This window comes from Photobacterium panuliri (genome assembly GCF_059920555.1).
In genome coordinates this window covers 2083602-2107188 of the sequence record NZ_CP197192.1, presented here as the reverse complement: position 1 = coordinate 2107188, position 23587 = coordinate 2083602, and the positions used below count along the sequence as shown (strand labels likewise).

Here is a 23587-nt window from a genome sequence, read left to right as displayed (position 1 = left end):
GTCAACATAAGGATGGGTAATGACTTTTTATCAACAATTAGAACAGCATTATAAAAAGATGGCGAAGCTAGAGCACCTTGCCGCAATATGCCGCTGGGACCAAGCAGCAATGATGCCAGAAGGAGGTAACCAAGCCCGTTCTGAAGCATTAGCAGAGTTAGCCGTTCTTCATCATCAACAAGCAACTGATATCAAACTCAAAGTATGGTTCTCGGAAGTTGACAGAGAACCCCTATCGAAAGAGCAACGCGCCAGCGTCATTGAGATGAAACGTCAATGGCAACAAGCTAACTTGCTGCCTAGCGACCTTGTCGAAGCCCAATCGCTTGCCGCAAATAAGTGTGAGCATGCATGGCGCAATCAACGTGGTAAAAATGATTGGCAGAGTTATAGTACCAACTTAGAAAAAGTCGTAAAACTTGCCCGCCAAGAAGCACAGATACGCGCAGATGCGACAGGACTAAGTCGTTACGATGCCTTGCTTGATCTGTACGAGCCGGGAATGACCAGCAAGCAACTTGATGCTCTTTTCGATGAGGTAAAAAGCTGGTTACCTGAGTTGATTGAGCAAATCCAAGAGAAACAAATTCATGATCAGGTTATCCTTCCTCTAGGCCCCTTTCCTGTGGCGCAGCAACAACAGCTAAGTTTAGCGATGATGGAAAAACTCGGTTTCGATTTCAATCATGGAAGGCTGGATATCAGTACTCACCCGTTCTGTGGCGGAGTGCCGACCGATGTACGTATAACAACCCGCTATGATGAAAATGATTTTACTTCAGCGCTTATGGGCGTTATTCATGAAACGGGACATGCACGCTACGAACAAGGTTTACCCGAAAAATGGTCAGGCTTACCGGTAGGGAAAGCCCGCTCAATGGGAATCCATGAATCACAAAGCCTATTTTTCGAAATGCAAATATCTCGTAGCGAAAACTTCATTGAGCTCATCGCCCCTGCTGCCGCTGAACAGTTTAACCGCATCGATGATCCCGCAATCACAGCCGAAAACCTGACACTGCTCAATACACGAGTCACACCTGGATATATTCGTGTTGATGCCGACGAAGTCACCTATCCGGCTCATGTTATTCTGCGCTATGAAATAGAACGCGATTTAATTAACGGCCATATAAATGTTGCCGATATTCCGGAGTTATGGGACAGGAAAATGTCTGAATACCTCGGATTATCAACTAAAGGAAACTTTACTGATGGATGTATGCAAGATATCCACTGGAGTTTTGGCAGCTTTGGCTATTTCCCCTCTTATACACTGGGGGCCATGTATGCAGCCCAATTTATGGCTGCCATGTCGAAAGAAATGAATGTTGCTAATTTGATCCGTGAGCGCAATCTTCAACCGATTTTTAACTGGCTCGACCGCCATGTATGGAAACGAGGGTCAACAGTATCAACCGAGCAAATTTTAATAGATGCAACGGGCGAAAGCCTTAATGCTTCGTACTTTAAAGAACATTTAATCGCACGATACCTCAACTGATCTCCTCCCCTGGCCAATCCTTTTTGGTCAGGGATTCTTATGCTCCTCCAATTCAACTCACACTTATACAAGAACGCCCTCGACAATAGCACTCATTTTCGTGACCAATGCCACAGGTTGAGTATCCTTCATGGGTATATACTATTGATGATATAAAAGATATGGCTTAGGAGCGACATCATGAGATACGAAGCAAAAGATTTGAACTACAAAGGGGAATCTTGCGGTGTGCATAACTGGATCACCGATGAAGGCCATAGTTTTTACTGGCACCCAGATTGGCTACACATCGCTGAAGATCAAACCGGACTCCATGCCAAGCAGCAGTTAGATATTACTGATGATGAAAAAGGTACTAAGCAGCATGCCATCACAGCAATTATCAAACATTTGAATAACTGGATGGTTGATGAACTAGAAAAACACACCGAAATTCAAGATCAAGCAAAGCTCTACGATAAAGACTAACAAAAACGCCCTGACAATCTGTCAGGGCGTTCCTTTATTTGCTATTTGCATTCACAATGCAAGGCAAAGAACCCTACGCTTATGCGTAGTTTTTTGCGGTATTTTCAGCCAGCTTCACAATCACTTTTACAGCCTGCTCCATGCCTTCTACTGTAATAAATTCATGAATGCCGTGGAAGTTATAGCCCCCAGTGAAAATGTTCGGGCACGGTAAACCTTTGAATGATAGACGCGCACCATCTGTACCGCCCCGGATTGGTTTAATAACCGGCTTTACATCACACTCAATCATCGCTTGCTTGGCAAATTCAATAATGTGTGGATGTGGCTCAACCATTTCACGCATGTTTGAATAACAATCAACGATTTCTAGGCTAACGCGGCCTTTATCCAAACGAGTATTTAGTGCATCTACTTTCTCTTGGATCAGTGTCTTACGTCTTTCTAAGCCTTCTGAATCAAAATCACGTAGGATATAGTGCAACTTAGTTTTGGCTACGCTTGGCTCCATCGAGACAAGATGGAAGAAACCTTCGTACCCTTCAGTACATTCAGGTGTTTCTTCAGCCGGCATAGTCACTTGGAATTGAGCCGCAATATTCATGGCGTTGATCATTTTGTCTTTGGCTGTGCCTGGGTGCACATTGACACCATGACAAGTCACATAAGCCGAAGAAGCATTGAAGTTTTCAAACTCTAGCTCACCAACCGGGCCGCCATCAATAGTATAAGCCCACTGCGCATTGAACTTCTCAACATCGAAAAGATTCGCGCCGCGCCCGATTTCCTCATCGGGTGTAAAACCAATACATATATCGCCGTGTTTAATTTCTGGATGGGCAATCAGGTAAGCCGCAGCTGTAATAATTTCAGCAATACCCGCTTTGTTATCAGCACCTAGCAAGGTTGTCCCATCAGTAGTAATGATGTTATGTCCGTGCAGCTTGTTGAGGTCTGGGTATTGAATCGGCGATAGCACTTCATCACCAACACCCAGAGCAATATCACCACCTTGATAATTCTCAACAATTTGTGGTTTCACATTTTTGCCCGATGCATCCATCGCTGTATCCATATGGGCAATAAAACCAATAGCAGGAACGTCATGCTCCACATTCGATGGCAAACGAGCCATCACATAACCGTTGTCATCCAAGCTGACATCAGCCAAACCTAGTTCAATCAACTCATCTTTGAGCTGCTGTGCTAATACACGCTGTCCTTCAGTACTTGGACACTGGGCATTGGCAGAATTTGATTGAGTTTCAAAGCGTACGTATCGTAAAAATCGCTCAATTAGCTGTTCCATATCCCACTCGTAATGTTCGATAAAAATCAATTCGCAGGCAAGTATCATAGCTAAACCGGCAAAATGAATTGCGATGAATCAGTTTTTTTTAAATTCGCAGAAGAAAATACACGTTTTGTTACATGTGCATACCCACCTTCACATTTTGCATGTGCAAGATGACATCATCGGGAGTCATTGATGGATCATTGAAGAAACGGAAGAGTTCACTAGAAACGGCTTTTTCGATCACCGAACTCACTGCCATCGAATCAATAATACTAGGCATTAATGTGCCGGTTTTCTCACTCGCCAAAAAGTCATCTCTCGCTTTTAGCGAACAAGAATTGAACCCCTCGACAGATACATCACGGAAGGCAGGAATTGAACCTTTACGTTGGTTGAATTTAGATAAAAAATGAGGGTCAGAGAGCAAATTTGCAACAGCTAATGCCTGCTCAGCACCAAAGGTGGGTTTCTTGAAAAAGGCAAAACTATCAATATTATAAATAAAGCCAGATTGATATGCAGGGGCAACATGACATTGGATAAACGATGGGAACTCGCCATTTAGAGCCATGAGCTCCCCTGCGACCCAATCGCCAGAGATCTGAAATACACGTTCACCTGCCATCAATGATCGCGTCGCTTCTTCCCAGCGCTGTTTCGTCATGTCAGGCAACACGATTTCACTAATTTGCCTAAATATAGTTAACGCATCGTAGGTTATCTGGCTTGTCAGCGTTGCTTCATCCATTTCAATAAATGCTTTTCGATAATAGCTCGGCCCACCTAAGCCAAAAGCTATGTTTTCAAAAAGTTGAACAACCTGCCAAGGTTCATTGCCCATCGCTAAGGGGGCAATCCCCCGCTGTTTTACTACCTTGAACGCCTTGACGACCTGAGGCCATGTTTGCGGAACAGACAGCCCTAGCCTTTTCAGTAATGGCGTATGGATCCATAACCAATTCAAACGATGAATTGTCACCGGCAAGGCAACGTATTCATTATTGAGTTTATGAATATCCCTTATTGTTAATGGTAACTTTCGATCCCAATGCGCTTCATTAGCAACAGGGTTAACATTGTGCAGAAACCCCAACGCAGCCCAGGATTTAATAGCGGGCCCTTCTAGCTGTACCATATCTGGCGGGTTACCCGCTATTGCCCTTGCTTGAAGTATCGATTTGGCCATTTTTCCCCCACCGCCAGGCACAGCCACGCTTGCCAGCACAATGTCATGCTTTCCAAGCTGTACAGCCACTTCATTGGCGGCATCAACTTCTCCTTTTGATGTCCACCAATGCAAAAACTGTAGTTCTTGCTGGGCATGTACAACACTTACATACATGGTACTGATTAGAATCAGCCAGCTAATAGTTTTCATTACAGCTCCTTCGATAGCTGGATTGACACTTCGAGTCCGCCTTGCGAATGGTTCTTTATCTGCAAATCCCCCCCGTGAGTACGGGCTATGCTTCTTGCTATCGTTAACCCTAACCCACTTCCATTGGCATCATTGGGATGTACCCTGTAATAAGGTTCAAAGACTTTTTCTAGTAACTTTTGGTCAATACCGGGGCCGTGATCTCTAACATTTAAAATCAAGCTTTTAGCCGTCTCATTAAAGGAAACCGATACATTGCGACCATACTTCACGCCATTTTCAATCACATTGTATATGCAACGTTTTATCGCAACGGGTTTACCCATGTAGCTAGGGATATTGGCAATATCGTCAGCCAATTCAACAAGCGTCTCCTGCCGATTAAAATGATCCGCACATCCCATAAGAAGCTCTTCAATATCGATATCAATTGGGTCCTCGTGAATGTCTGTTTCCCGGATGCACTGTAGTGCCCCGTTTGTCATCATCTCCACTTCATTGAGCAATTTTTCAAAGCGTTCTTTCACCGCCTCATCCTCTAGCATCTCGGTACGTAGTTTTAATGCCGCTAGCGGTGTCTTTAAATCATGCGATATGGCACTAAAGAGCATTTCCCGATCACGGATATAGGATTTAACGCGATTGTTCATTTTATTAAATGCATGTACGGCGGCGCGCGTTTCCCTGCTACCCGATTCATCAATCGCCATCACCGACAGCTGCGTTCCCATCAACGTTGCAGCTTTGGCCAAAGCACGTATAGGCCGGAACTCACGTTGTAATAACCAGGCGGTACACAACATCAGTAGCAAAGAGGTCAATGCGAGGAATACCAACTGCCTTACCTCCATAAACGACGTAGACAGCGAGGAAAACGGAATAGGCAGTACTGATGCTATATAAAACCACTCTTGAGGCGAGAGCTGAATTTGAATGACTAAAATCGGCAAGTCTAGCTCTCCAAGCACCAAACTATACTTGGTCCAGATCTCTGGTAGCTCATCAAGTTGAAGCGCAGAATTAAACACCCTAACCGACTCACGTTGGGTCACGGCAACCGCGATATTGGACGGTGATTTTAGTTTTTCACGCAATGATGCAGCAGCAACATCCGACAGCCAATTAGTCAATGGTAAATCGGTGACGTTTTCATTCGGAATATAGCGATTATTGATCGAAATAAAAAAACGGCTACCGCCGGCATCCATTAATTGATTCAATATCAAATGACGGTAATTAACAGGAAGCAATTGGAAATATTGATAGGTCTCTATAACAGAATCGACCATGGTATGAATGATCTTATTGGCATTATTTTTTTTTACTTCTTCATTATCAAAATACCATACAGCGCCAGCAACAAGCTCGGCAATAACAATCACAATTAAAAGTGTGCTACTCACACGAAACGTTATTGAATCAAAAAATCCGATTTTACCGCTTCTAAATTTCATAATTCTTGTACATATTCAACCGCCAACATATAGCCTTTATTTCTGACAGTCAGAATAATAGACCGCTGGTGGTCATGAAGATGCTTTCTTATCCGGCTAATTTGTACATCGATCCCACGCTCCATGGGTTCAGCATCCCGCCCCCAGACACATTGCGCTATATGATCACGACTAATTACCTTATTGGGTGATTGAAGAAGTAGTGTTAACAATGAAAAATCAGCCCCTGACAGTTGAACAACCTCGCCTGTGCGGTGTATCAGTTGGCGTTTGACGGTATCAAAGGTCCAATCAAGAAAGGCAATCCGACGGCTGATTGCTTGGCTCGTATGATAATGACTGCGCCTAAGCAGTGCTTTGATACGAGCTAGCAACTCTCGAGGACTGAACGTTTTCGTTATGTAATCATCGGCTCCTATTTCTAATCCGGCAATTCGATCAGCCTCTTCGCATACGGCTGTTAACATGATAATAGGCACATGGGAATGCTGGCGAAGCTGGCCGCATAATGTCAGGCCGTCATCGCCGGGCAACATGATATCTAAAATGATTAAATGCGGAGCTGTTTTACTGATTTTCTGCCACATCTCATCACCATCGGCAGCGGTGATGACCATAAAACCAGAACGACTCAGATAGGCGCTGAGTGCCTCCCTGATTTCTTCGCTATCATCAACAACCAGTATTATTTTCTGATCCATGTAGGTTCTCTTTTATTACCACACTCTATCTATATAAAAGCTCAGCTAAAATATAAAACCTTCGAGTTGATTAATTTGACCGAGATAAAATTTTATCTTCATTTGTAAGCAACCTCTTACAATGCAATAACCAAATGTAACCTTCAGCATTTTATTATTCGGTAGTCTGCATACTGAGCATGAATAACCACATAAGGATAATGAATATGTTCAGTACAACTTTCGGTATTCTACAACGCATTGGGCGATCGCTAATGCTACCCGTGGCCGTGTTACCAATAGCGGGGTTACTGTTGGGGATAGGTTCGGCTAATTTTAGCTGGATGCCCAACCTTGTCTCCGACATTATGGCTATGTCTGGTGATGCGGTATTTAGTAACTTAGCGCTCATTTTCGCAATAGGCGTCGCTCTGGGTCTAAGCGATAACGATGGTGTTGCCGGTTTGGCAGCAACTGTTGGCTTTGCCATCCTGACGGCCACAATGGGGGTAATGGCAAAACTTCACGGTATAGAAACAGCGACGGTCATCGGTATTCCAACCATTAACACTGGCGTATTTGGCGGCATCATTATCGGTGCTATTGCAGCAATGCTCTATAACCGTTTCTTTAATATAAAATTACCCGAATATTTGGGCTTTTTTGCTGGTAAACGCTTTGTACCTATAGTTACGGGTATTGCTGCTATCGCTCTGGGTATCATGATGAGTTATGTTTGGCCACCAATCGGTAATATGATCGATCAATTCTCCCACTGGGCGGCCTACCAAAATCCAACGCTGGCATTTGGTATCTACGGTTTCGTCGAACGCTCTCTGATCCCATTTGGCCTGCACCATATCTGGAATGTCCCCTTCTTCTTCGAAGTTGGTGAATATGTAAACCCAGAAACAGGGGAAGTCATCAAAGGGGAAATTCAACGTTATCTCGCGGGCGACCCAACGGCAGGTAATCTTGCTGGTGGCTATATGTATTCCATGTGGGCGTTACCTGCAATTGGTTTGGCGATTTACCGCTCAGCCCGCCCAGAAAAACGGGCTCTTGTAGGCGGTATAATGGCCTCTGCGGCACTAACATCTTGGCTAACAGGTATCACTGAACCGATGGAATTTTCCTTCCTGTTTGTAGCACCGGTACTGTACGTTATTCACTGTGTTCTCACTGGGATTGGGTTTGCTATCGTAAGTGCTCTCGATATTCATCACAGTGTCACTTTTGCTCATGGCGCCATTGATTTCCTTATCTACTACCCTCTATCAAGCAATGCTTGGCTGTTCATCTTAATTGGTCCGCTATGGGCTGTGATGTACTACGGCATATTCCGCTTCATGATCACTAAGTTCAACCTAATGACACCGGGGCGAGAAAACGAGCAAGATGAAATTAGTCAGGTCGCTGAAATTGGCAACGAGATGGCAGCACAATTGATAAACGCATTGGGTGGTAAGAGCAATATCAAAAATGTTGATGCGTGCATTACCCGCCTACGTGTTAGCCTTCATGACATCAAACAAGCCGATATCAAAAGAATTAAACAACTTGGGGCCCGTGAAGTTTTAGTGATTGGCGATAACCTTCAAGCGATCTTTGGGACTCAATCCGACCATATAAAAACAGAGATCAATCAGGTGCTACTCACGAGCTAGTGCCATTAACAATGGCAATTATTTCCCCCAAATAAAAACCCGAGCATGGCTCGGGTTTTCACAATATGAAGATTAGTCTCTAGGCAACCAAGGGGTTACTTTGACAATCTTTGAGGGAAATGTAAGTTGTTCATCAATAGCCAAATCAGACAGCTTAATCACGGCTTTTTTTTCGTTAACCGGAATACGCTGTCCATTTGCTAACGGAACAAAATCCAATGGCTGTTCGGCAAGGTGAACAACCACACCACTGACTTCTGGCATGAACCAATCTGAAAACATCCCACCGAGATCAGAGAGCAAACTTTGCATCTGAGGAACTAAACGTGTGACATCAGCTTGCGTCATCGTTGTTGAAAAACGATCTTTTGCTATAACCTGCATTGACATATCACAGGTGATTCCATCATCAATAACAAAAGTCACATCAGGGTTCGCCTGACGTAAATTTTTATCAACAGGAACATCCAGCTCGTAAGAACTCGGAATCACCAACGCTTCATAATGCTCGTCTTTTTGCATCCAGCCACGATGTACTTTACAAACAGAGCCATCTCTTTGGTTTAACAAGAAGAACGCCATTTTGACATCGTCATGCCCTTCTTTAACGTTCTGCTTCAGTTTACCGTACAAGGTGCTATAGCGGATCTGGATATCTTGAGCCGAAACATTTCCTGTATATACAATTGCACTCGTCGCTACCAAACCAACCATTAGCCAATGGTGTACTCTCATCCTTTATCCTTGGCGCCAATACTCATTATTATGGCGGATCATTGCCTGTATCTCTTCTACATAGGCACTACCGCGCTCTGAATAGCGAATCAGTCCTTCAGCCAATTTAATTCCAGTCACCGTTTCTCCCATCTGCCTTTGAGAGGCACGAATTTCACGCAACTCTTTATAGGCACGGTTGGTATTCACGTTGCTAAAATAGGCTTGAACAGACAAGTAAGGTGTCGCAAATACCGCTACTTCATGGTCAGCACCGTCATTACGGGCTGAAGGTACTAAACCGCAGCCCTTACGATAACACCATTGACCAAAATAGTTGTTCCCCTGAACTGCAAAGCGTGACGTACCCCAACCTGATTCATTAGCTGCTTGGCTAAGTACCAATTCTTGCGGCAAGGTGTCAACTCGGATCAGAATCTCTGACAACCACTCCGGTGTGACGCTGTCACCTTGAACCGGCAGTTTATATACCGCAGCCAATTTAATGGCATAGGCCAAATCTTCACCATCAACAGGCTTGCCTGCCTCAAGTGCTGTAACCAAGCCAAGAAGAAATTGGCGTTCTTTCTCTATGCGTTGATTCTCATGGATAACCGCTGGGCGGAGAAAATCGAAGAAAGCCGCTTTTTTCTGTTTAACATCTTTATAGGCGGAAAAATCAGGTTTGCTACTTGCTGCCTCGGCAGCAAGTGGCAATTTTTCTGAAGGCTGGGACTTGTTTGGAGTGTCCTCACAGGCTGTGAGGCTGGTTAGAAATGCAATAAGAGCTATAGATTTTGTTTTATTATTTTTTATCACGCGTTGAAAACCTTAGGATCCTCCTGTTCGTCAGGAGCATCATCATCGTGACCTTTCTTAACGTTGGTCACTTGTAGTGTTATGCCAAAAAGGTTTCGGTAGATAATGGCCTTTACATTGAAAAAGAATGGAATCGTCCAGATAAGGCCAAGACCTGCCGTAGCAAATGATACAATAAACATTGTCAGGATAACGACAAAAATTGCAGTAAATGGCAGCAACTTACGGATTGTCGCTAGCAAAGAGAACTGAATTGCCTTCAGTGGCGATATTCTTTTCTCACATACCAAAATAATGGCCATGCTAAATGCCATCGTCAAAAATAGCCCTATCGGTGGCAGTAGATTACTTGCGATGCCTTGAATCGACGATGCCAGCAATACCGTTATAATACTAACTAACGTAAAGCTAAATCCTTTCACTAATTGTGTTGGCTTACTCGGCAAACCAACCGCATGATTCAGCGCCATCATGCTAACTCCGGCATACAATGGTGCGCTAAGAACATCAGCCCAAAAATTGGCCATGTAACCGGCATCAATAACATTAACCGGAATCTCTCCCCCGTTAACTACAGCATCGAAGAACACTGAGGCACTCCCAAGCTGTACATGCAGGCCAACCAGCAACAATGCAACTTGTGCCAAGAACAAACCAATCACGGCTGGAACAAACGTAAAATAATTTTTCGCTGTTATTCGCCAGGCTTCTTGCAGGACGTCTAAAGAGCGTAATTCAATCTCACCTTTCAACGCTTTTTCAATCGACCCGCCGATTTTGAATGTTTTGTTGTTCATGGCTTCCACTAAGTTTCATATTCAAGAACAAAAGATTGTACGACACAGAGACAGGATAGATAAATAGTCCGCCGTTCAAACTCTGTTCAACGAGGCGCGAATAATCCCAATCAGTGACAACATCTTATAGCAAGTACACTATGATTAATGAATCGTTATTCCGCAAGGAATACGAATTGGACATTGATTTTTAAGTACTTTTTAGTGTGTATAGGTAACGCTATTTCATGAGGTAATGACAGCCCTTCTTTTAGTGCAAAATTTGTCTAAAAAAAGGGAAAAAAACGCTTTAATTTGAACGTTTAGGGGTCTATCATGCGCCCCCTAAATTCATCCGAACAGTTGGGGGGATTATCTATGAAACCCCTAGGTGGAGAGCACGTAGAATTGAACGCTGCAGAAAACAATAAAGCGCCAGTCATTCAGCTTAAAGGGCTGAGTAAGAGTTTTGATGGTAAACAAATCATCGCTGGCCTAGATTTGAATGTAAACGATGGTGAATTCCTTACCATCCTTGGTCCATCTGGCTGTGGTAAGACAACTGTACTAAGGCTGATTGCAGGTTTTGAAAATGCAGACGCAGGTCAGATCATTATCGCAGGCAAAGATGTAACCGACATTCCTGCCGAGCAACGTAACGTTAATACTGTCTTCCAAAGTTATGCGCTATTCCCGCACATGACAGTGTTTGACAACGTTGCATTTGGTCTACGCATGCAAAAAGTGGCTGAGAGCGAAATTGAACCGCGCGTAATGGAAGCATTGCGTATGGTTCAGCTAGATAAGTTTGCCCCTCGCAAACCGCATCAGCTATCTGGTGGTCAGCAGCAACGTGTTGCGATTGCCCGTGCCGTAGTAAACAAACCAAAAGTTCTGCTACTTGACGAATCACTGTCTGCGCTTGATTACAAACTGCGTAAGCAGATGCAGATCGAACTTAAGCAGCTACAACGTAAACTTGGGATTACTTTCATCTTCGTTACTCACGATCAGGAAGAAGCCCTATCAATGTCTGACCGTATTATTGTTATGCGTTCAGGAAACATTGAGCAGGATGGTTCTCCTCGTGAAATTTACGAAGAGCCAGCTAACCTGTTTGTTGCTCGCTTTATCGGTGAAATCAACGTATTCGATGCCGTCGTTAAAGAACGTTTAGACGAAAGCCGTGTATTGGCTAATGTTGAAGGTCGCCACGCAATGATTCATTGCAAGCTTCCGGTTAATTCTGGCGATAAAGTCAAGGTGATGCTTCGCCCTGAAGATATTCGTCTAGAAGAAATCAACAATGGCGAAGATGGCAATGGCCTAATCGGTTATATCCGTGAACGTACCTATAAGGGCATGACTCTAGATTCTGTTGTTGAACTGGAATCAGGTACTTCAGTCATGGTTAGCGAATTCTTCAACGAAGACGATCCAGATGTGGACCACTCTCTGGGTCAGAAAGTTGCGGTTACTTGGGTAGAAAGCTGGGAAGTGGTGCTGGCAGATGAACAAGAAGCTTAATCTTCAGAACATCATCATTACCATCATCGTAAGTTGGTTGTTGCTGTTTGTCTTCATACCAAACTTGATGATCATCGGTACCAGTTTTCTGACCCGTGATGATGCCAACCTGATCGAAATGACCTTTACACTGGACAACTACATCCGGTTATTCGATCCGCTTTATGCGAAGGTCATGTGGCACTCATTTTATATGGCTCTGGTCGCTACCCTGCTTTGTTTAGCAATTGGCTACCCGTTTGCCTACATGATTGCCAAGATGCCTGAAAAATGGCGTCCATTTATGTTGTTTTTGGTGATTGTACCTTTTTGGACTAACTCACTGATCCGTACCTACGGCCTGAAAATCATGCTTGGTACTCAAGGTATCCTTAATAAGAGCCTGATGTACTTGGATATTATCGACAAGCCACTACGTATCATGTACACCGAATATGCGGTTATGGTTGGTCTGGTTTACATTCTGCTGCCATTTATGGTGTTACCGCTTTACTCGGCGATCGAGAAATTGGATAACAACTACATTGAAGCGGCGCGTGACTTGGGTGCAAACAAGATTCAAACCTTTATCAAGGTTATCTTCCCATTAACCATGCCGGGAATTATTGCTGGCTGTTTGCTGGTACTACTCCCTGCTCTAGGTATGTTCTATGTATCTGACCTTCTTGGTGGTGCGAAGAACCTACTAATCGGTAACGTGATCAAGAGTCAGGTACTGAACGCCCGAGATTGGCCGTTTGGTGCAGCGACAAGTATCGCGTTGACAATCAGCATGGCTATTATGCTCTATGCCTACTACCGTGCTGGCAAGTTGTTGAACCGTAAAGTGGAGCTGGAATAATGGGACGTCTATTTAAATTCAGTTTTATGTCGGTGGTATACGCATTCCTGTATGCCCCTATCATCATCCTGATTGTTAACTCATTTAATGCCAGCAAATTTGGTATGAAATGGGGCGGTTTTACCACCAAGTGGTATCACCAACTAGTCAGCAATGACAGCCTAGTTCAGGCAGCTTGGCACTCGCTAAATATTGCGGTGTTCTCAGCAACGGCAGCGGCAATCATCGGTAGCCTTACGGCAGTCGCCCTCTTCCGCTACCAGTTCCGCGGTAAGCATTTTGTCAACGGGATGCTATTTGTTGTAATGATGTCTCCAGATATCGTAATGGCAATCTCTCTGCTGGCCTTGTTTATCCTTGTTGGTGCTGAGCTTGGCTTCCTAACACTGTTGTTGGCACACATTACATTCTGTCTACCATTTGTTGTGGTAACAGTTTACAGCCGACTAAACGGCTTCGATGTGAAAATGCTTGAAGCGGCACGTGACCTAGGTGCAAGTGAGTGGGTAATCTTAAAGCAGATTATCCTACCATTGGCAAAACCTGCGGTTGCAGCAGGCTGGCTACTGAGCTTCACCCTCTCACTAGATGATGTGATTGTAAGCTCTTTTGTTACCGGTCCAACTTACGAAATCCTACCACTGAAGATTTATTCAATGGTTAAAGTTGGAATTTCACCAGAAGTAAATGCATTGGCTACACTTATGCTAATTGTATCTCTGGTGCTGGTGGTCTCCTCTCAGCTATTGGCTCGCGAGAAGATCAAATAATTTAGGCAACATAATGCTTAAATGGCAGAAATGCCAACATGAGCAAGTGGCCTTCGGGCCACTTGTTTTGTATGAATACCCTAAACGGGTTTTGGAGATGATAATCTAATGAAAAAATGGTCCGCTTTTCTAACCGGTACTGCATGTGCAGCAGCTCTTTTCTCAACTGCTGCGATGGCTGAAGACAAGGAATTGGTGTTCATGAACTGGGGTCCGTATATTTCTACGGAGCTACGCGAACAGTTCACTAAAGAAACTGGTATTAAAGTGATTTATTCGACTTACGAGTCGAACGAGACTATGTACGCTAAGCTGAAAGCTCACCCACAGGGTTACGACCTGGTTGTGCCTTCAACTTACTTTGTTGCGAAAATGCGCGATGAAGGCATGTTACAGAAAATCGATAAATCAAAGCTAAACAACTTCAAAGAGCTTGATAAGAACTATCTGGACAAGCCTTTTGACCCAAGCAACGACTACTCCATCCCGCACGTTATTGCGATGACTGGTCTTGCGGTCAATACAGAAATGTACGACCCTGCTGATTTCGACAGCTGGGCTGACCTATGGAACCCTGAGCTGAAAGGCCAGATCATGCTAATGGACGACACTCGTGAAGTGTTCCATATTGCACTTCGCAAACTAGGCTATTCAGGTAACAGCACTGATCCTAAGCAGATTGACGAAGCGAACGAAGAGTTGAAAAAACTAATGCCAAACGTATTGGTATTTAACTCTGATAACCCAGCAGCTCCTTACCTTGCAGGCGAAGTTGGTCTTGGTATGCTTTGGAACGGTTCTGCGGCTGCCGCTCAACGTGAAGGTCTTCCTATTGAGCTGATTTGGCCAAAAGAAGGCGGTATCTTCTGGGTTGATAGCCTAGCGATCGCGAAAAACGCGAAAAACGTTGATGCTGCACACAAGATGATTGACTTCCTACTGCGCCCAGACGTTGCTGCTAAAATTTCTGAAGAGACGGGTTACCTAACAGCGGTTGAGAAATCAAACGCTAAATACAAAGACAACCCTACTCTGTTCCCACCACAAGAAGACCTAGATCGTGGTGAGTGGCAGAACTCTGTTGGCGATATGAACATCCGTTATGAAAACTACTTCCTGGAACTAAAAGCCGGTCAGTAATTTTTCTAAGCGCAACGGCCCTTCGGGGCCGTTTTTCATATCTAACCCATCTGTTCTTCCTCTCTCCCCTTCCTTTTTTCTACGACCAATATACAACCAAGCGGTATATAGATAGGGCAATAAAATAGTTTGCGCTATTCATACTCAACAATTGATTGCCATAAGACATTGATAGTCTGCTATAATGTTTCACGATTAATTTGTTATCAGTCACAGAAAAGAGCCTAATTCTCTTTTCTTTATTTGTTAGGAGAAGCGGTAAGTATCCAGCCCGGCTCACGCCCCTTTGGTTACATTCGCTAAGAGAACCCTTAAAAATCTTCTTTATTGGAGCATAGAAAATAATGAAAAAATGGTCTTCTTTGATGGCCGGCAGCGTATGCGCAATGGCAATGTTTTCAGGCATGGCTACGGCAGCAGATGACGAGCTGTATTTCTACAACTGGTCTGAGTACATCCCTTCAGATGTACTTGAGCAGTTTACGAAGGAAACAGGCATTAAAGTAATTTATTCGACGTATGAGTCGAATGAAACCATGTACGCAAAACTGAAGACTCACGGTGAAGGTTACGATCTGGTTGTTCCTTCAACGTACTACGTGTCTAAGATGCGTGAAGAAAATATGCTCCAGAAGATCGACAAATCAAAGCTTTCTCACTTTAAAGAAATCGATCCTAACTTCCTGCACAAACCATTTGACCCTAAGAATGACTACTCCATTCCTTACATTTGGGGTGCAACGGGTATTGGCGTAAACACAGAAATGCTAGACAAGAGCAAAGTCTCTTCTTGGGCTGATTTCTGGGACCCTAAATGGGCTGGCCAGCTAATGATGATGGACGACGCTCGCGAATTCTTCCACATCGGTTTGCGTAAACTGGGTTATTCGGCGAACACTAAAAATCCAGAAGAAATCAAAGCTGCGTACGAAGAACTGAAGAAACTAATGCCAAACGTATTGGTATTCAACTCAGACTACCCAGCTAACCCGTACATGGCAGGTGAAACCTCACTGGGTATGCTATGGAATGGTTCAGCATACATGGCCCGCCAAGAAGGTGCTCCGATTGATATCGTATGGCCAAAAGAAGGCGCAATCTTCTGGATGGATAGCATCTCTATTCCTGCTAACGCAAAAAATACCGAAGCTGCACACAAGATGATCGACTTCCTGCTTCGTCCTGAAAACGCTGCGAAGATCGCTCTTGAAATCGGTTACCCAACACCAGTTGCAACAGCCAAGAAGCTACTTCCAGCTGACTTTGTTAATGATCCAAGCATCTACCCACCTCAAGAAGTGATGGACGCTGGCGAATGGCAGAACAGCGTTGGTAATGCAACACCACTTTACGAAGAGTACTACCAGAAACTAAAAGCTGGTCAGTAATCAAAACAAGCCGGGCTATCAAGCCCGGTTTTTTATTATCATTCAATAGTTTCTTACTTAATCTGGCAACAGGCTATTAAGTGCTTGGTTTAGCCAACTGGCGGCAGGCCCAAGACTCTCCCCTTTCTTTAGCAAGCATTCAATCGGTACCGCCCACTCTTTGTAATCGAAAGTAACAGGTAGCAATTTTACTTTGTTGGCAAGAGCCAATTCATCCGCCCTGTGTTTGGGTAAATAAGCCCACCCTAACCCCTGAATCACGTAGTTTTCAAGCAGTCGAAGATCATTGGCGCTCCACTGCCGGGAAGATATCGGTTGGAGCTGAGTCTGATGGTAGCCATTTAAACCCTGGATCAATATTTGCCGATGAGGAACTAAATCTGTCGGGGTTACCTGTGCGAGCGTTGACAATGGATGTGAAGGTGCTGCAACCGGCACAAATTTTAGATTACCGATATAGCGAATATCAACATCGGTAACCAATGACATCTCGCTCAGCATCACCCCTAACAACGCGACACCATCACGTACTAAATGTGGGATATCCACACTTGCTGCCGTGAAGCAACGCAAAGATGTTGACGGAAACTGTTGTTCAAATTCAAAAATGATGTCGTAATAGCGCTGCTTCAGCAGGCTATCATCAACAACAAGACTGATCTGGCTCTCTTGCTGGGCGCTCAGAGCTTTAGCAGTACTGTCGAGTTCCCTTTTCTGCATGAGTATCGCTTCAGCAAACGATAACAAGTGTTTGCCTTGATCTGTGAGAGTCGGCTTACGCGTGGAACGGTCAAACAACTCAACATCAAGGTCAATTTCTAAGTTAGCAATACCCTGACTCACAGCGCTCTGCACTTTGCCTAATTTACGAGCGCAAGCAGAAAACGACCCCAGTTTCGCCGCGGTAACAAACATATTCAGTTGTTCAAGGTTATACATAAGTATCAGTAAAAGTGATGATAACTAACTAGATATAATCATATCTCAAGATATATTTGTTTTCACGATTATCATTAGTTCAGTGATTACCATGACAACAAAAGAACGAATTCTCCATTCTATTTTATTTGAGGTATTTGCCCTACTCATCCTTATGGGGCTCGCCAGCATCTTTACCCAACATAACCCAGCCGTTGTCGGAGGGTTAAGTGTTGCTATGTCTCTGATTGCAATGACTTGGAACTATATTTACAACCTGCTATTCGACAGAGCATTCGGTACAGATCGCCTTTCTCGCAAGCTGGGCCTGCGTATTATTCACGGTATTGGTTTTGAAGGTGGCCTGCTGTTTGTTTCCGTTCCCGTTCTAATGTGGGTACTGAAAATGGATTTCTGGAGTGTGCTCATTCTCGATTTGGGGCTTGTCGCCTTCTTCTTGTTATATGCCATTATCTATAACTGGCTATACGATCACATTCGAGCCCGATTTGTCACGAAGCAGACTGCTCAAACAGCCCAAGCCTGATCAATAAAAAACGCCCGCTTATGCGGGCGTTTTTTATAACCTACTAAAATTCAACTGATTGCTAATAACTCCGCCACATAGGCCGGAACAATATCCGATGCTTGGCCATAACGCTTCTCAGCAAATTCATTTTCTACTTCGCTCGGCTCTAAATTCAATTCAATCGTATGTGCCCCATGCATTGCTGCTTCATGAACAAACCCGGCAGCGGGATATACCGCACCCGATGTACCAATTGAAATAAACAAATCAGCCTCCATCAAGGCTTGGTGTATTCTATCCATACCAATTGGCATTTCACCAAACCACACCACATTAGGACGCAACGGTGCCGGGATTTGGCAGCAATGGCAATGATCATCTAGCGAAATGTCCCCACTCCATTCGACGGTTTGCCCAGTGTTACTACACTGCGCCTTCAACAGCTCACCATGCATATGGATGATATTCTTACTGCCTGCCATTTCATGAAGATTATCAATATTCTGCGTGACAAGTGTTACCGTGCCATCAAGTTGCTGCTCCAATAACGCCAAAGCTTCGTGGGCTTTATTAGGAAAAACCGAGCCACTCTCTAATTGCTGACGGCGTAAATTATAGAAATTCTGAACTAATGCAGGATCACGGTAATACCCTTCCGGAGTCGCAACATCTTCAATACGGTGGCTTTCCCACAATCCATCTTGATCGCGAAACGTTCGAATGCCTGACTCTGCCGAAATACCGGCTCCTGTCAGAATGACAATATTACGATAGGGAAATTGCATGGCCGTGTCCTTTGCTAGTCGTATTCACTTGCTTAACTTTATACCATTGTTTTTATACGGTTATAAGTACAGCGACTACGACATTGGTCTAATTCATTTAAAACAATAAAGTTATAGTGCATTAGAGTTTGCGTTAATACCACTCACAATAAACAATTCGTCATCAATGCCGTAGGCAAAATGAAATAATGGGCAATATGACAGATAAAAAAACAGCAGCCTAGGGCTGCTGTTCATGACTCTTAAAAGTACAACTTACGCATTATTCTGCGAAGCACTGCCTTTTTTATCTGCTTCTTGTGCAGCATCATAACCTGGTTGGTTTTCAGGAAGATCTTTCACTTCGTTGTACCATAGGTCGTGGTGCTCTTTCGCCCATGTTTCGTCAACTTCACCTGTGATCATACCATCTAGCGCCGCTTCCATACCGAACAGACCGATATAGATGTGGAAGATAAAGCCACAAATCAGGATCAGTGCAGAGAACATATGCAGCAGGTTAGACAACTCCATATCACGGCGAGTCTGATCGAAGATAGGGAAATCCAAAACCAAGCCAGAGATTGTGATTGCAATACCGAAGAAAATCAGTAGCCAGAAAATGGCCTTTTCACCACCGTTAGAGAAACCGGCAGATGGATGCGTACCCTTATGCTTACCTACCATGCCGCCCATTTTCATGAACCACTTGATATCAACCATAGTGAACAGGCTCTTACGCCACCACTTCACCAATACCGCAACAAGTAGGATGCCAAAAATTGGCCCCATGTAGTTATGGTATTGCTTCGCGGCATAAATGATCCATCCCCACACCTCTGTAGGCACAACAGGCTTGATAAAATGTTTACCATAAACGAGTGTCAAACCACTAAATGCCAACGTAAGGAAGGTGAACGCCATACTCCAGTGAAGAGCGCGATCAAAACGGCTCCAGCGTTTGATCTTACGGCCAGTTTTTGGCTTGCTCAGTTTCAATGGGCCAACAACTACGTAAGCCAGTGCCACCATTGCCAAGCTACCGAAAATAGCCAAAGCACCTAGTGGTGACATCCACTTCTCTTTCAAAATGTACCATGTCTGGCCCGGCACACTAATCAATACACCGTGCTCTGGTGATTTTGACGTGGTGTAACCTTCTTGACCATCCTTGACCATGCGCCAATAGTCAGCACCAGCAAAGCCTGTAATTTCTTGCCTTACAACAGACTCGCCTAGACGCTCATTATCAGAATTAGCACTGGTCTCATTACTGGCCACCGCTGACACAGACAGCGTCAGCATAAATGTGGTTACCAGCATCGCAAGCCAATGTTGAATTCGCTTAGTCATAAAACTCCCGACTGTTATCAACAGTGTTTCTCAATCTTGAAATCAACCCACAGTGCGGGATGCAACTGTGGGTTGAAACTACCCCTGCATCAAGCAGGGATAATTAAAGGCTTATGCCTTTTGCTTGTCAGCAGCATCGTAAGCAAGGTCTTCAACACTTGCCCAACCCGCCTCTTTCGCACCACGAGCAACAACACGCTTACGGAAAATGTCAGAGATTTTCTCTGCATCACCCGCTAGTAGTGATTTTGTTGAACACATTGAGGCACACATTGGCAGCTTACCTTCTGCAATACGGTTAGCACCGTACAGTTTGCGTTCCTTCTCTGAACCAGGTTCAGTGTTTGGACCGCCAGAACAGAAAGTACACTTGTCCATCTTGCCACGCTCAGCAAACGCAGTTTGTTTAGGGAACTGCGGCGCACCGAACGGACAAGCAAACAGACAGTAACCACAACCGATACATAGATCTTTGTCGTGCTGAACAATGCCGTCTTCAGTTTGGCTAAAGCAATCTGCAGGACAAACGGCCATACATGGCGCATCACTACAGTGCATACAAGCAACCGAGATAGAGTTTTCGTTTGGTAGACCGTCGTTCAGAGTCACCACACGACGGCGCTGAATACCCCACTCTAGCGCATCATCATTCGCGTTTTTACAAGCCGTAACACAACCATTGCATTCAATACAACGCTTAGAGTCACAAAGAAATTTCATACGTGCCATCTGATGACTCCTTACGCTTTACTGATTTTACAAAGGGTTACTTTTGTTTCTTGCATCTGGGTAACTGGGTCGTAACCGTAGGTGGTTGCTGTGTTAGCCGCTTCACCTGATACGTATGGTTCACAACCTTCTGGATAACGGTTACGCAGGTTTTCACCCTCGAAGTAGCCACCGAAGTGGAACGGAATGAACGCAAGACCAACTTGAACACGAGGAGTAACCATCGCCTTCACTTTGATGCGACCTTTCTCTGCACCTTCAACCCAAACCATGTCACCATCGCGAATGCCAAGATCGTTGGCATCTTTCAGGTTGATTTCAACAAACATTTCTTGCTGAAGCTCTGCCAGCCATGGGTTTGAACGGGTTTCTTCACCACCACCCTCGTACTCAACCAGACGACCAGATGTCAGGATGATTGGGTATTCGCCAGACATGTCTTTGTCCTGAATTGACTTGTAAAGCGTTGGCAGACGGAACATCGCCTCGCTGTCGTTCCAAGTCTGGTATTCAGGTAGCAGATCACGGCGTGGCGTGTACAGTGGTTCACGGTGTAGTGGCACTTTATCAGGGAATGTCCAAACAACAGTACGCGCTTTTGCGTTACCAAATGGGATACAGCCGTGCTTAATCGCTACGCGCTGGATACCGCCTGACAGGTCAGTCTTCCAGTTCTTGCCTTCAGCAGCCGCTTTTTCTTCTGCTGTCAGGTCATCCCACCAACCAAGCTGCTTCAGCATCTTGTCAGTGAACTCTGGGTAACCGTCTTCAAGCTCACAGCCTAGAGAGTAGCTGTCGTCAGCCAATAGGCTTTCACCATTACGCTCAACACCGAAACGAGCACGGAAGTTACCGCCACCCTGTGCAACCGTCTTAGACGTATCGTAAAGAATGTGAGTACCTGGGTGTTGCATCTCTGGCGTACCCCAACATGGCCAAGGCAGACCGTAGGTTTCACCGTTTGCAGGACCACCTACCGCTTCTAGCGAGGTGTTGTCAAACGTATGCCAGTTCTTCTGGTGCGCTTTCAGACGCTCAGGGCTCTGGCCTGTGTAACCGATAGTCCACATACCCTTGTTGAATTCACGGGTGATGTCTTCGATTACTGGGCGGTTATTTTCAATCTTAATGTGCTTGAACAGTTGATCAGCAAGACCTAGCTTCTGAGAAAGCAGGTACATGATCTCGTGGTCAGGCTTAGATTCGAATAGTGGCTCAATAACCTGATCACGCCACTGGATTGAACGGTTAGTTGCCGTTACAGAACCCGTAGTTTCGAACTGAGTTGTCGCAGGTAGCAGGTACACGTTATCGGTACGGCCGTTCATCACAGCTGCAACACCTGGGTACGGGTCAACGATAACCATCATATCCAGCTTACCCATTGCCTTGCGCATTTCTGTACCACGAGTCTGTGAGTTCACAGCGTGGCCCCAGTAGAACATGGCACGGATGTTGTCGTTCTGCTCAATGTTAGCCTTGTCTTCCAACACGCCGTCGATCCAGCGAGAAACCGGAATACCCGCGTTGTACATTGGCTTCTTGCCGTGGTATTCGTTTTGGTCAAAACGGCCTTTCAGCCATTCGTAGTCCACATCCCACACTTTTGACCAGTGCTTCCACGCACCTTCAGACAGACCGTAGTAACCAGGCAGGTTATCAGACAGTACGCCGAAGTCAGTTGCACCCTGTACGTTATCGTGACCACGGAAGATGTTTGCACCGCCGCCAGATTTACCCATGTTGCCAAGAGCAAGTTCAAGGATACAGTAAGCACGTGTGTTGTTGTTACCAGTAGTATGCTGAGTACCACCCATACACCAAACTACACAGCCAGGACGGTTTTCAGATAGCATTTTCGCTGTCTGGTATACGTCGGCTTCTTTAACGCCAGTTACGCGCTCAACTTCTGCAGGGTTCCATTTCGCCACTTCTGCGCGAACTTCGTCCATACCCCAAACACGCTGGCGGATAAACTCTTTGTCTTCCCAGCCGTTCTGGAAGATGTGGTATAGCACACCCCAAATAAAGGCAACGTCAGAACCCGGACGTAGAGAAACATAGTGATCAGATTTAGCAGCAGTACGAGTACGACGAGGGTCAACAACGACGATCTTACAGTTGTTACGCTCTTTCGCGATCAGAATGTGCTGCATTGCAACTGGGTGTGCTTCAGCAGGGTTTGAACCAATAAACAGAATCGACTTACAGTTATGCATGTCGTTCAGTGAGTTGGTCATTGCACCGTAACCCCAAGTGTTCGCAACACCGGCCACTGTGGTTGAGTGACAGATACGCGCCTGGTGGTCAACGTTGTTGGTACCCCAAAGTGATACCATTTTACGGAACAGGTAAGCCTGTTCGTTGTTGTGCTTAGCAGAACCTAGGAAGTAAACAGAATCCGGGCCTGACTCTTCACGAATTTTCAGCACTTGCTGACTAACTTCGTTTAGCGCTTGTTCCCAGCTCAGCTTCTGCCACTTACCGTTAACAAGCTTCATTGGGTACTTCACACGACGCTCACCATGGCCGTGTTCACGAAGTGCCGCACCTTTTGCACAGTGGCCACCAGCATTGAAAGGATGGTCAAAAGCAGGTTCCTGGTGGGTCCATACACCGTCCTGTACTTCGGCATAAATACCACAGCCAACAGAACAGTGAGAACAAATGGTACGCTTCACTTCTTTTGGTGCATCATGCACGTCTTGAGACGCTGCCTGTGCCTTTTTCATCATGCCCGGTGCAAACATACCTGCACCAGCAATACCACCAGCCGCAGCCAGTGATGAATTACGGATAAAGGAACGACGTGAAATACCTAGCTGGTTCTCGTCCTTGCTCACGTTGTCGGAACGTTTAATCAGTTTCATT

21 protein-coding genes are annotated in these 23587 nt (G+C 45.0%); 9 read left to right on the top strand and 12 right to left on the bottom strand.

Annotated features, from left to right (window positions below):
• Positions 1-19 precede the first annotated feature (19 nt).
• Both ACSF8X_RS09745 and ACSF8X_RS09740 read left to right on the top strand, forming a co-directional pair.
• Positions 20-1504 carry a carboxypeptidase M32 gene (locus ACSF8X_RS09745; protein ID WP_500849795.1) on the top strand — a complete coding sequence of 495 codons (1485 nt, stop codon included), beginning with the start codon at positions 20-22 and terminating at the stop codon, positions 1502-1504.
• A gap of 177 nt (positions 1505-1681) precedes the next feature.
• Positions 1682-1972, top strand: a complete 291-nt coding sequence (locus tag ACSF8X_RS09740) for a hypothetical protein (RefSeq protein WP_047878124.1) — start codon at positions 1682-1684, stop codon at positions 1970-1972.
• A 79-nt stretch (positions 1973-2051) separates the two neighbouring features.
• Here the strand turns inward: ACSF8X_RS09740 and pepT are convergent, their stop codons facing one another.
• The 4 genes from pepT to ACSF8X_RS09720 all read right to left on the bottom strand — a co-directional run bounded on the left by pepT (position 2052) and on the right by ACSF8X_RS09720 (position 6802).
• Positions 2052-3281: a peptidase T gene (pepT, locus tag ACSF8X_RS09735; protein ID WP_047878184.1), complete on the bottom strand. Its 1230-nt coding sequence runs from the start codon at positions 3279-3281 to the stop codon at positions 2052-2054.
• A 118-nt stretch (positions 3282-3399) separates the two neighbouring features.
• Positions 3400-4647 (bottom strand): ABC transporter substrate-binding protein, encoded by a 1248-nt coding sequence (locus ACSF8X_RS09730; protein WP_500849794.1) that lies wholly within the window; start codon positions 4645-4647, stop codon positions 3400-3402.
• Positions 4647-6101, bottom strand: a complete 1455-nt coding sequence (locus tag ACSF8X_RS09725) for an ATP-binding protein (RefSeq protein ID WP_500849793.1) — start codon at positions 6099-6101, stop codon at positions 4647-4649. The genes ACSF8X_RS09730 and ACSF8X_RS09725 overlap by 1 nt, the downstream gene beginning before the upstream one ends.
• Entirely contained in the window at positions 6098-6802 is a 705-nt protein-coding gene (locus tag ACSF8X_RS09720) for a response regulator (protein WP_500849792.1), read from the bottom strand. Before ACSF8X_RS09720 ends, ACSF8X_RS09725 begins: the two co-directional genes overlap by 4 nt.
• Before the next feature lie 206 nt (positions 6803-7008).
• Between ACSF8X_RS09720 and ptsG the strand changes: the two genes are divergently transcribed.
• Entirely contained in the window at positions 7009-8448 is a 1440-nt protein-coding gene (gene ptsG, locus ACSF8X_RS09715; RefSeq protein ID WP_047878120.1) for a glucose-specific PTS transporter subunit IIBC, read from the top strand.
• Between the two features lie 72 nt (positions 8449-8520).
• Here ptsG and ACSF8X_RS09710 read toward each other — a convergent pair whose 3' ends face one another.
• Genes ACSF8X_RS09710 through ACSF8X_RS09700 form a run of 3 tightly spaced genes read right to left on the bottom strand, consistent with a single transcriptional unit; the run spans position 8521 to position 10778 of the window.
• Complete coding sequence (locus ACSF8X_RS09710; protein WP_500849791.1) at positions 8521-9183, bottom strand: DUF2987 domain-containing protein; 663 nt, start codon at positions 9181-9183, stop codon at positions 8521-8523.
• 3 nt (positions 9184-9186) lie between these two features.
• Complete coding sequence (locus tag ACSF8X_RS09705; protein ID WP_500849790.1) at positions 9187-9981, bottom strand: glucosaminidase domain-containing protein; 795 nt, start codon at positions 9979-9981, stop codon at positions 9187-9189.
• Positions 9978-10778, bottom strand: a complete 801-nt coding sequence (locus ACSF8X_RS09700) for a membrane protein (RefSeq protein WP_047878182.1) — start codon at positions 10776-10778, stop codon at positions 9978-9980. Before ACSF8X_RS09700 ends, ACSF8X_RS09705 begins: the two co-directional genes overlap by 4 nt.
• A 357-nt stretch (positions 10779-11135) precedes the next feature.
• Here ACSF8X_RS09700 and potA point away from each other — a divergent pair, with 357 nt between their 5' ends.
• The 5 genes from potA to ACSF8X_RS09675 all read left to right on the top strand — a co-directional run bounded on the left by potA (position 11136) and on the right by ACSF8X_RS09675 (position 16423).
• Positions 11136-12284 (top strand): spermidine/putrescine ABC transporter ATP-binding protein PotA, encoded by a 1149-nt coding sequence (gene potA / locus ACSF8X_RS09695; RefSeq protein WP_420835120.1) that lies wholly within the window; start codon positions 11136-11138, stop codon positions 12282-12284.
• Positions 12268-13125 carry a spermidine/putrescine ABC transporter permease PotB gene (gene potB / locus ACSF8X_RS09690; protein ID WP_047878118.1) on the top strand — a complete coding sequence of 286 codons (858 nt, stop codon included), beginning with the start codon at positions 12268-12270 and terminating at the stop codon, positions 13123-13125. The genes potA and potB overlap by 17 nt, the downstream gene beginning before the upstream one ends.
• Complete coding sequence (gene potC, locus ACSF8X_RS09685) at positions 13125-13895, top strand: spermidine/putrescine ABC transporter permease PotC (RefSeq protein ID WP_047878117.1); 771 nt, start codon at positions 13125-13127, stop codon at positions 13893-13895. Before potB ends, potC begins: the two co-directional genes overlap by 1 nt.
• 108 nt (positions 13896-14003) lie before the next feature.
• The gene (locus tag ACSF8X_RS09680) at positions 14004-15035 is read left to right on the top strand and encodes an extracellular solute-binding protein (RefSeq protein WP_047878116.1); all 1032 of its coding nucleotides are present in this window, start codon (positions 14004-14006) and stop codon (positions 15033-15035) included.
• A 344-nt stretch (positions 15036-15379) separates the two neighbouring features.
• Positions 15380-16423: an extracellular solute-binding protein gene (locus ACSF8X_RS09675; protein WP_047878115.1), complete on the top strand. Its 1044-nt coding sequence runs from the start codon at positions 15380-15382 to the stop codon at positions 16421-16423.
• Between the two features lie 57 nt (positions 16424-16480).
• On the opposite strand, the gene ACSF8X_RS09670 is transcribed toward ACSF8X_RS09675, so the two are convergent.
• Entirely contained in the window at positions 16481-17362 is an 882-nt protein-coding gene (locus ACSF8X_RS09670; RefSeq protein ID WP_500849789.1) for a LysR family transcriptional regulator, read from the bottom strand.
• A gap of 91 nt (positions 17363-17453) precedes the next feature.
• On the opposite strand from ACSF8X_RS09670, the gene ACSF8X_RS09665 reads away from it, so the two are divergent.
• Complete coding sequence (locus tag ACSF8X_RS09665) at positions 17454-17888, top strand: PACE efflux transporter (protein WP_500849788.1); 435 nt, start codon at positions 17454-17456, stop codon at positions 17886-17888.
• A 50-nt stretch (positions 17889-17938) separates the two neighbouring features.
• On the opposite strand, the gene cobB is transcribed toward ACSF8X_RS09665, so the two are convergent.
• The 4 genes from cobB to ACSF8X_RS09645 form a co-directional block, all read right to left on the bottom strand.
• Positions 17939-18655: a Sir2 family NAD+-dependent deacetylase gene (gene cobB / locus ACSF8X_RS09660; RefSeq protein WP_500849787.1), complete on the bottom strand. Its 717-nt coding sequence runs from the start codon at positions 18653-18655 to the stop codon at positions 17939-17941.
• A gap of 255 nt (positions 18656-18910) precedes the next feature.
• Positions 18911-19987, bottom strand: coding sequence for a formate dehydrogenase subunit gamma (locus tag ACSF8X_RS09655; RefSeq protein ID WP_047878111.1), 1077 nt, complete (start codon positions 19985-19987; stop codon positions 18911-18913).
• A 111-nt stretch (positions 19988-20098) separates the two neighbouring features.
• On the bottom strand, positions 20099-20716 hold the full coding sequence (fdh3B, locus tag ACSF8X_RS09650) for a formate dehydrogenase FDH3 subunit beta (RefSeq protein ID WP_047878110.1): 618 nt from the start codon (positions 20714-20716) through the stop codon (positions 20099-20101).
• Between the two features lie 11 nt (positions 20717-20727).
• Positions 20728-23586, bottom strand: coding sequence for a formate dehydrogenase subunit alpha (locus ACSF8X_RS09645; RefSeq protein ID WP_047878109.1), 2859 nt, complete (start codon positions 23584-23586; stop codon positions 20728-20730).
• Between the last annotated feature and the right edge of the window lies 1 nt (position 23587).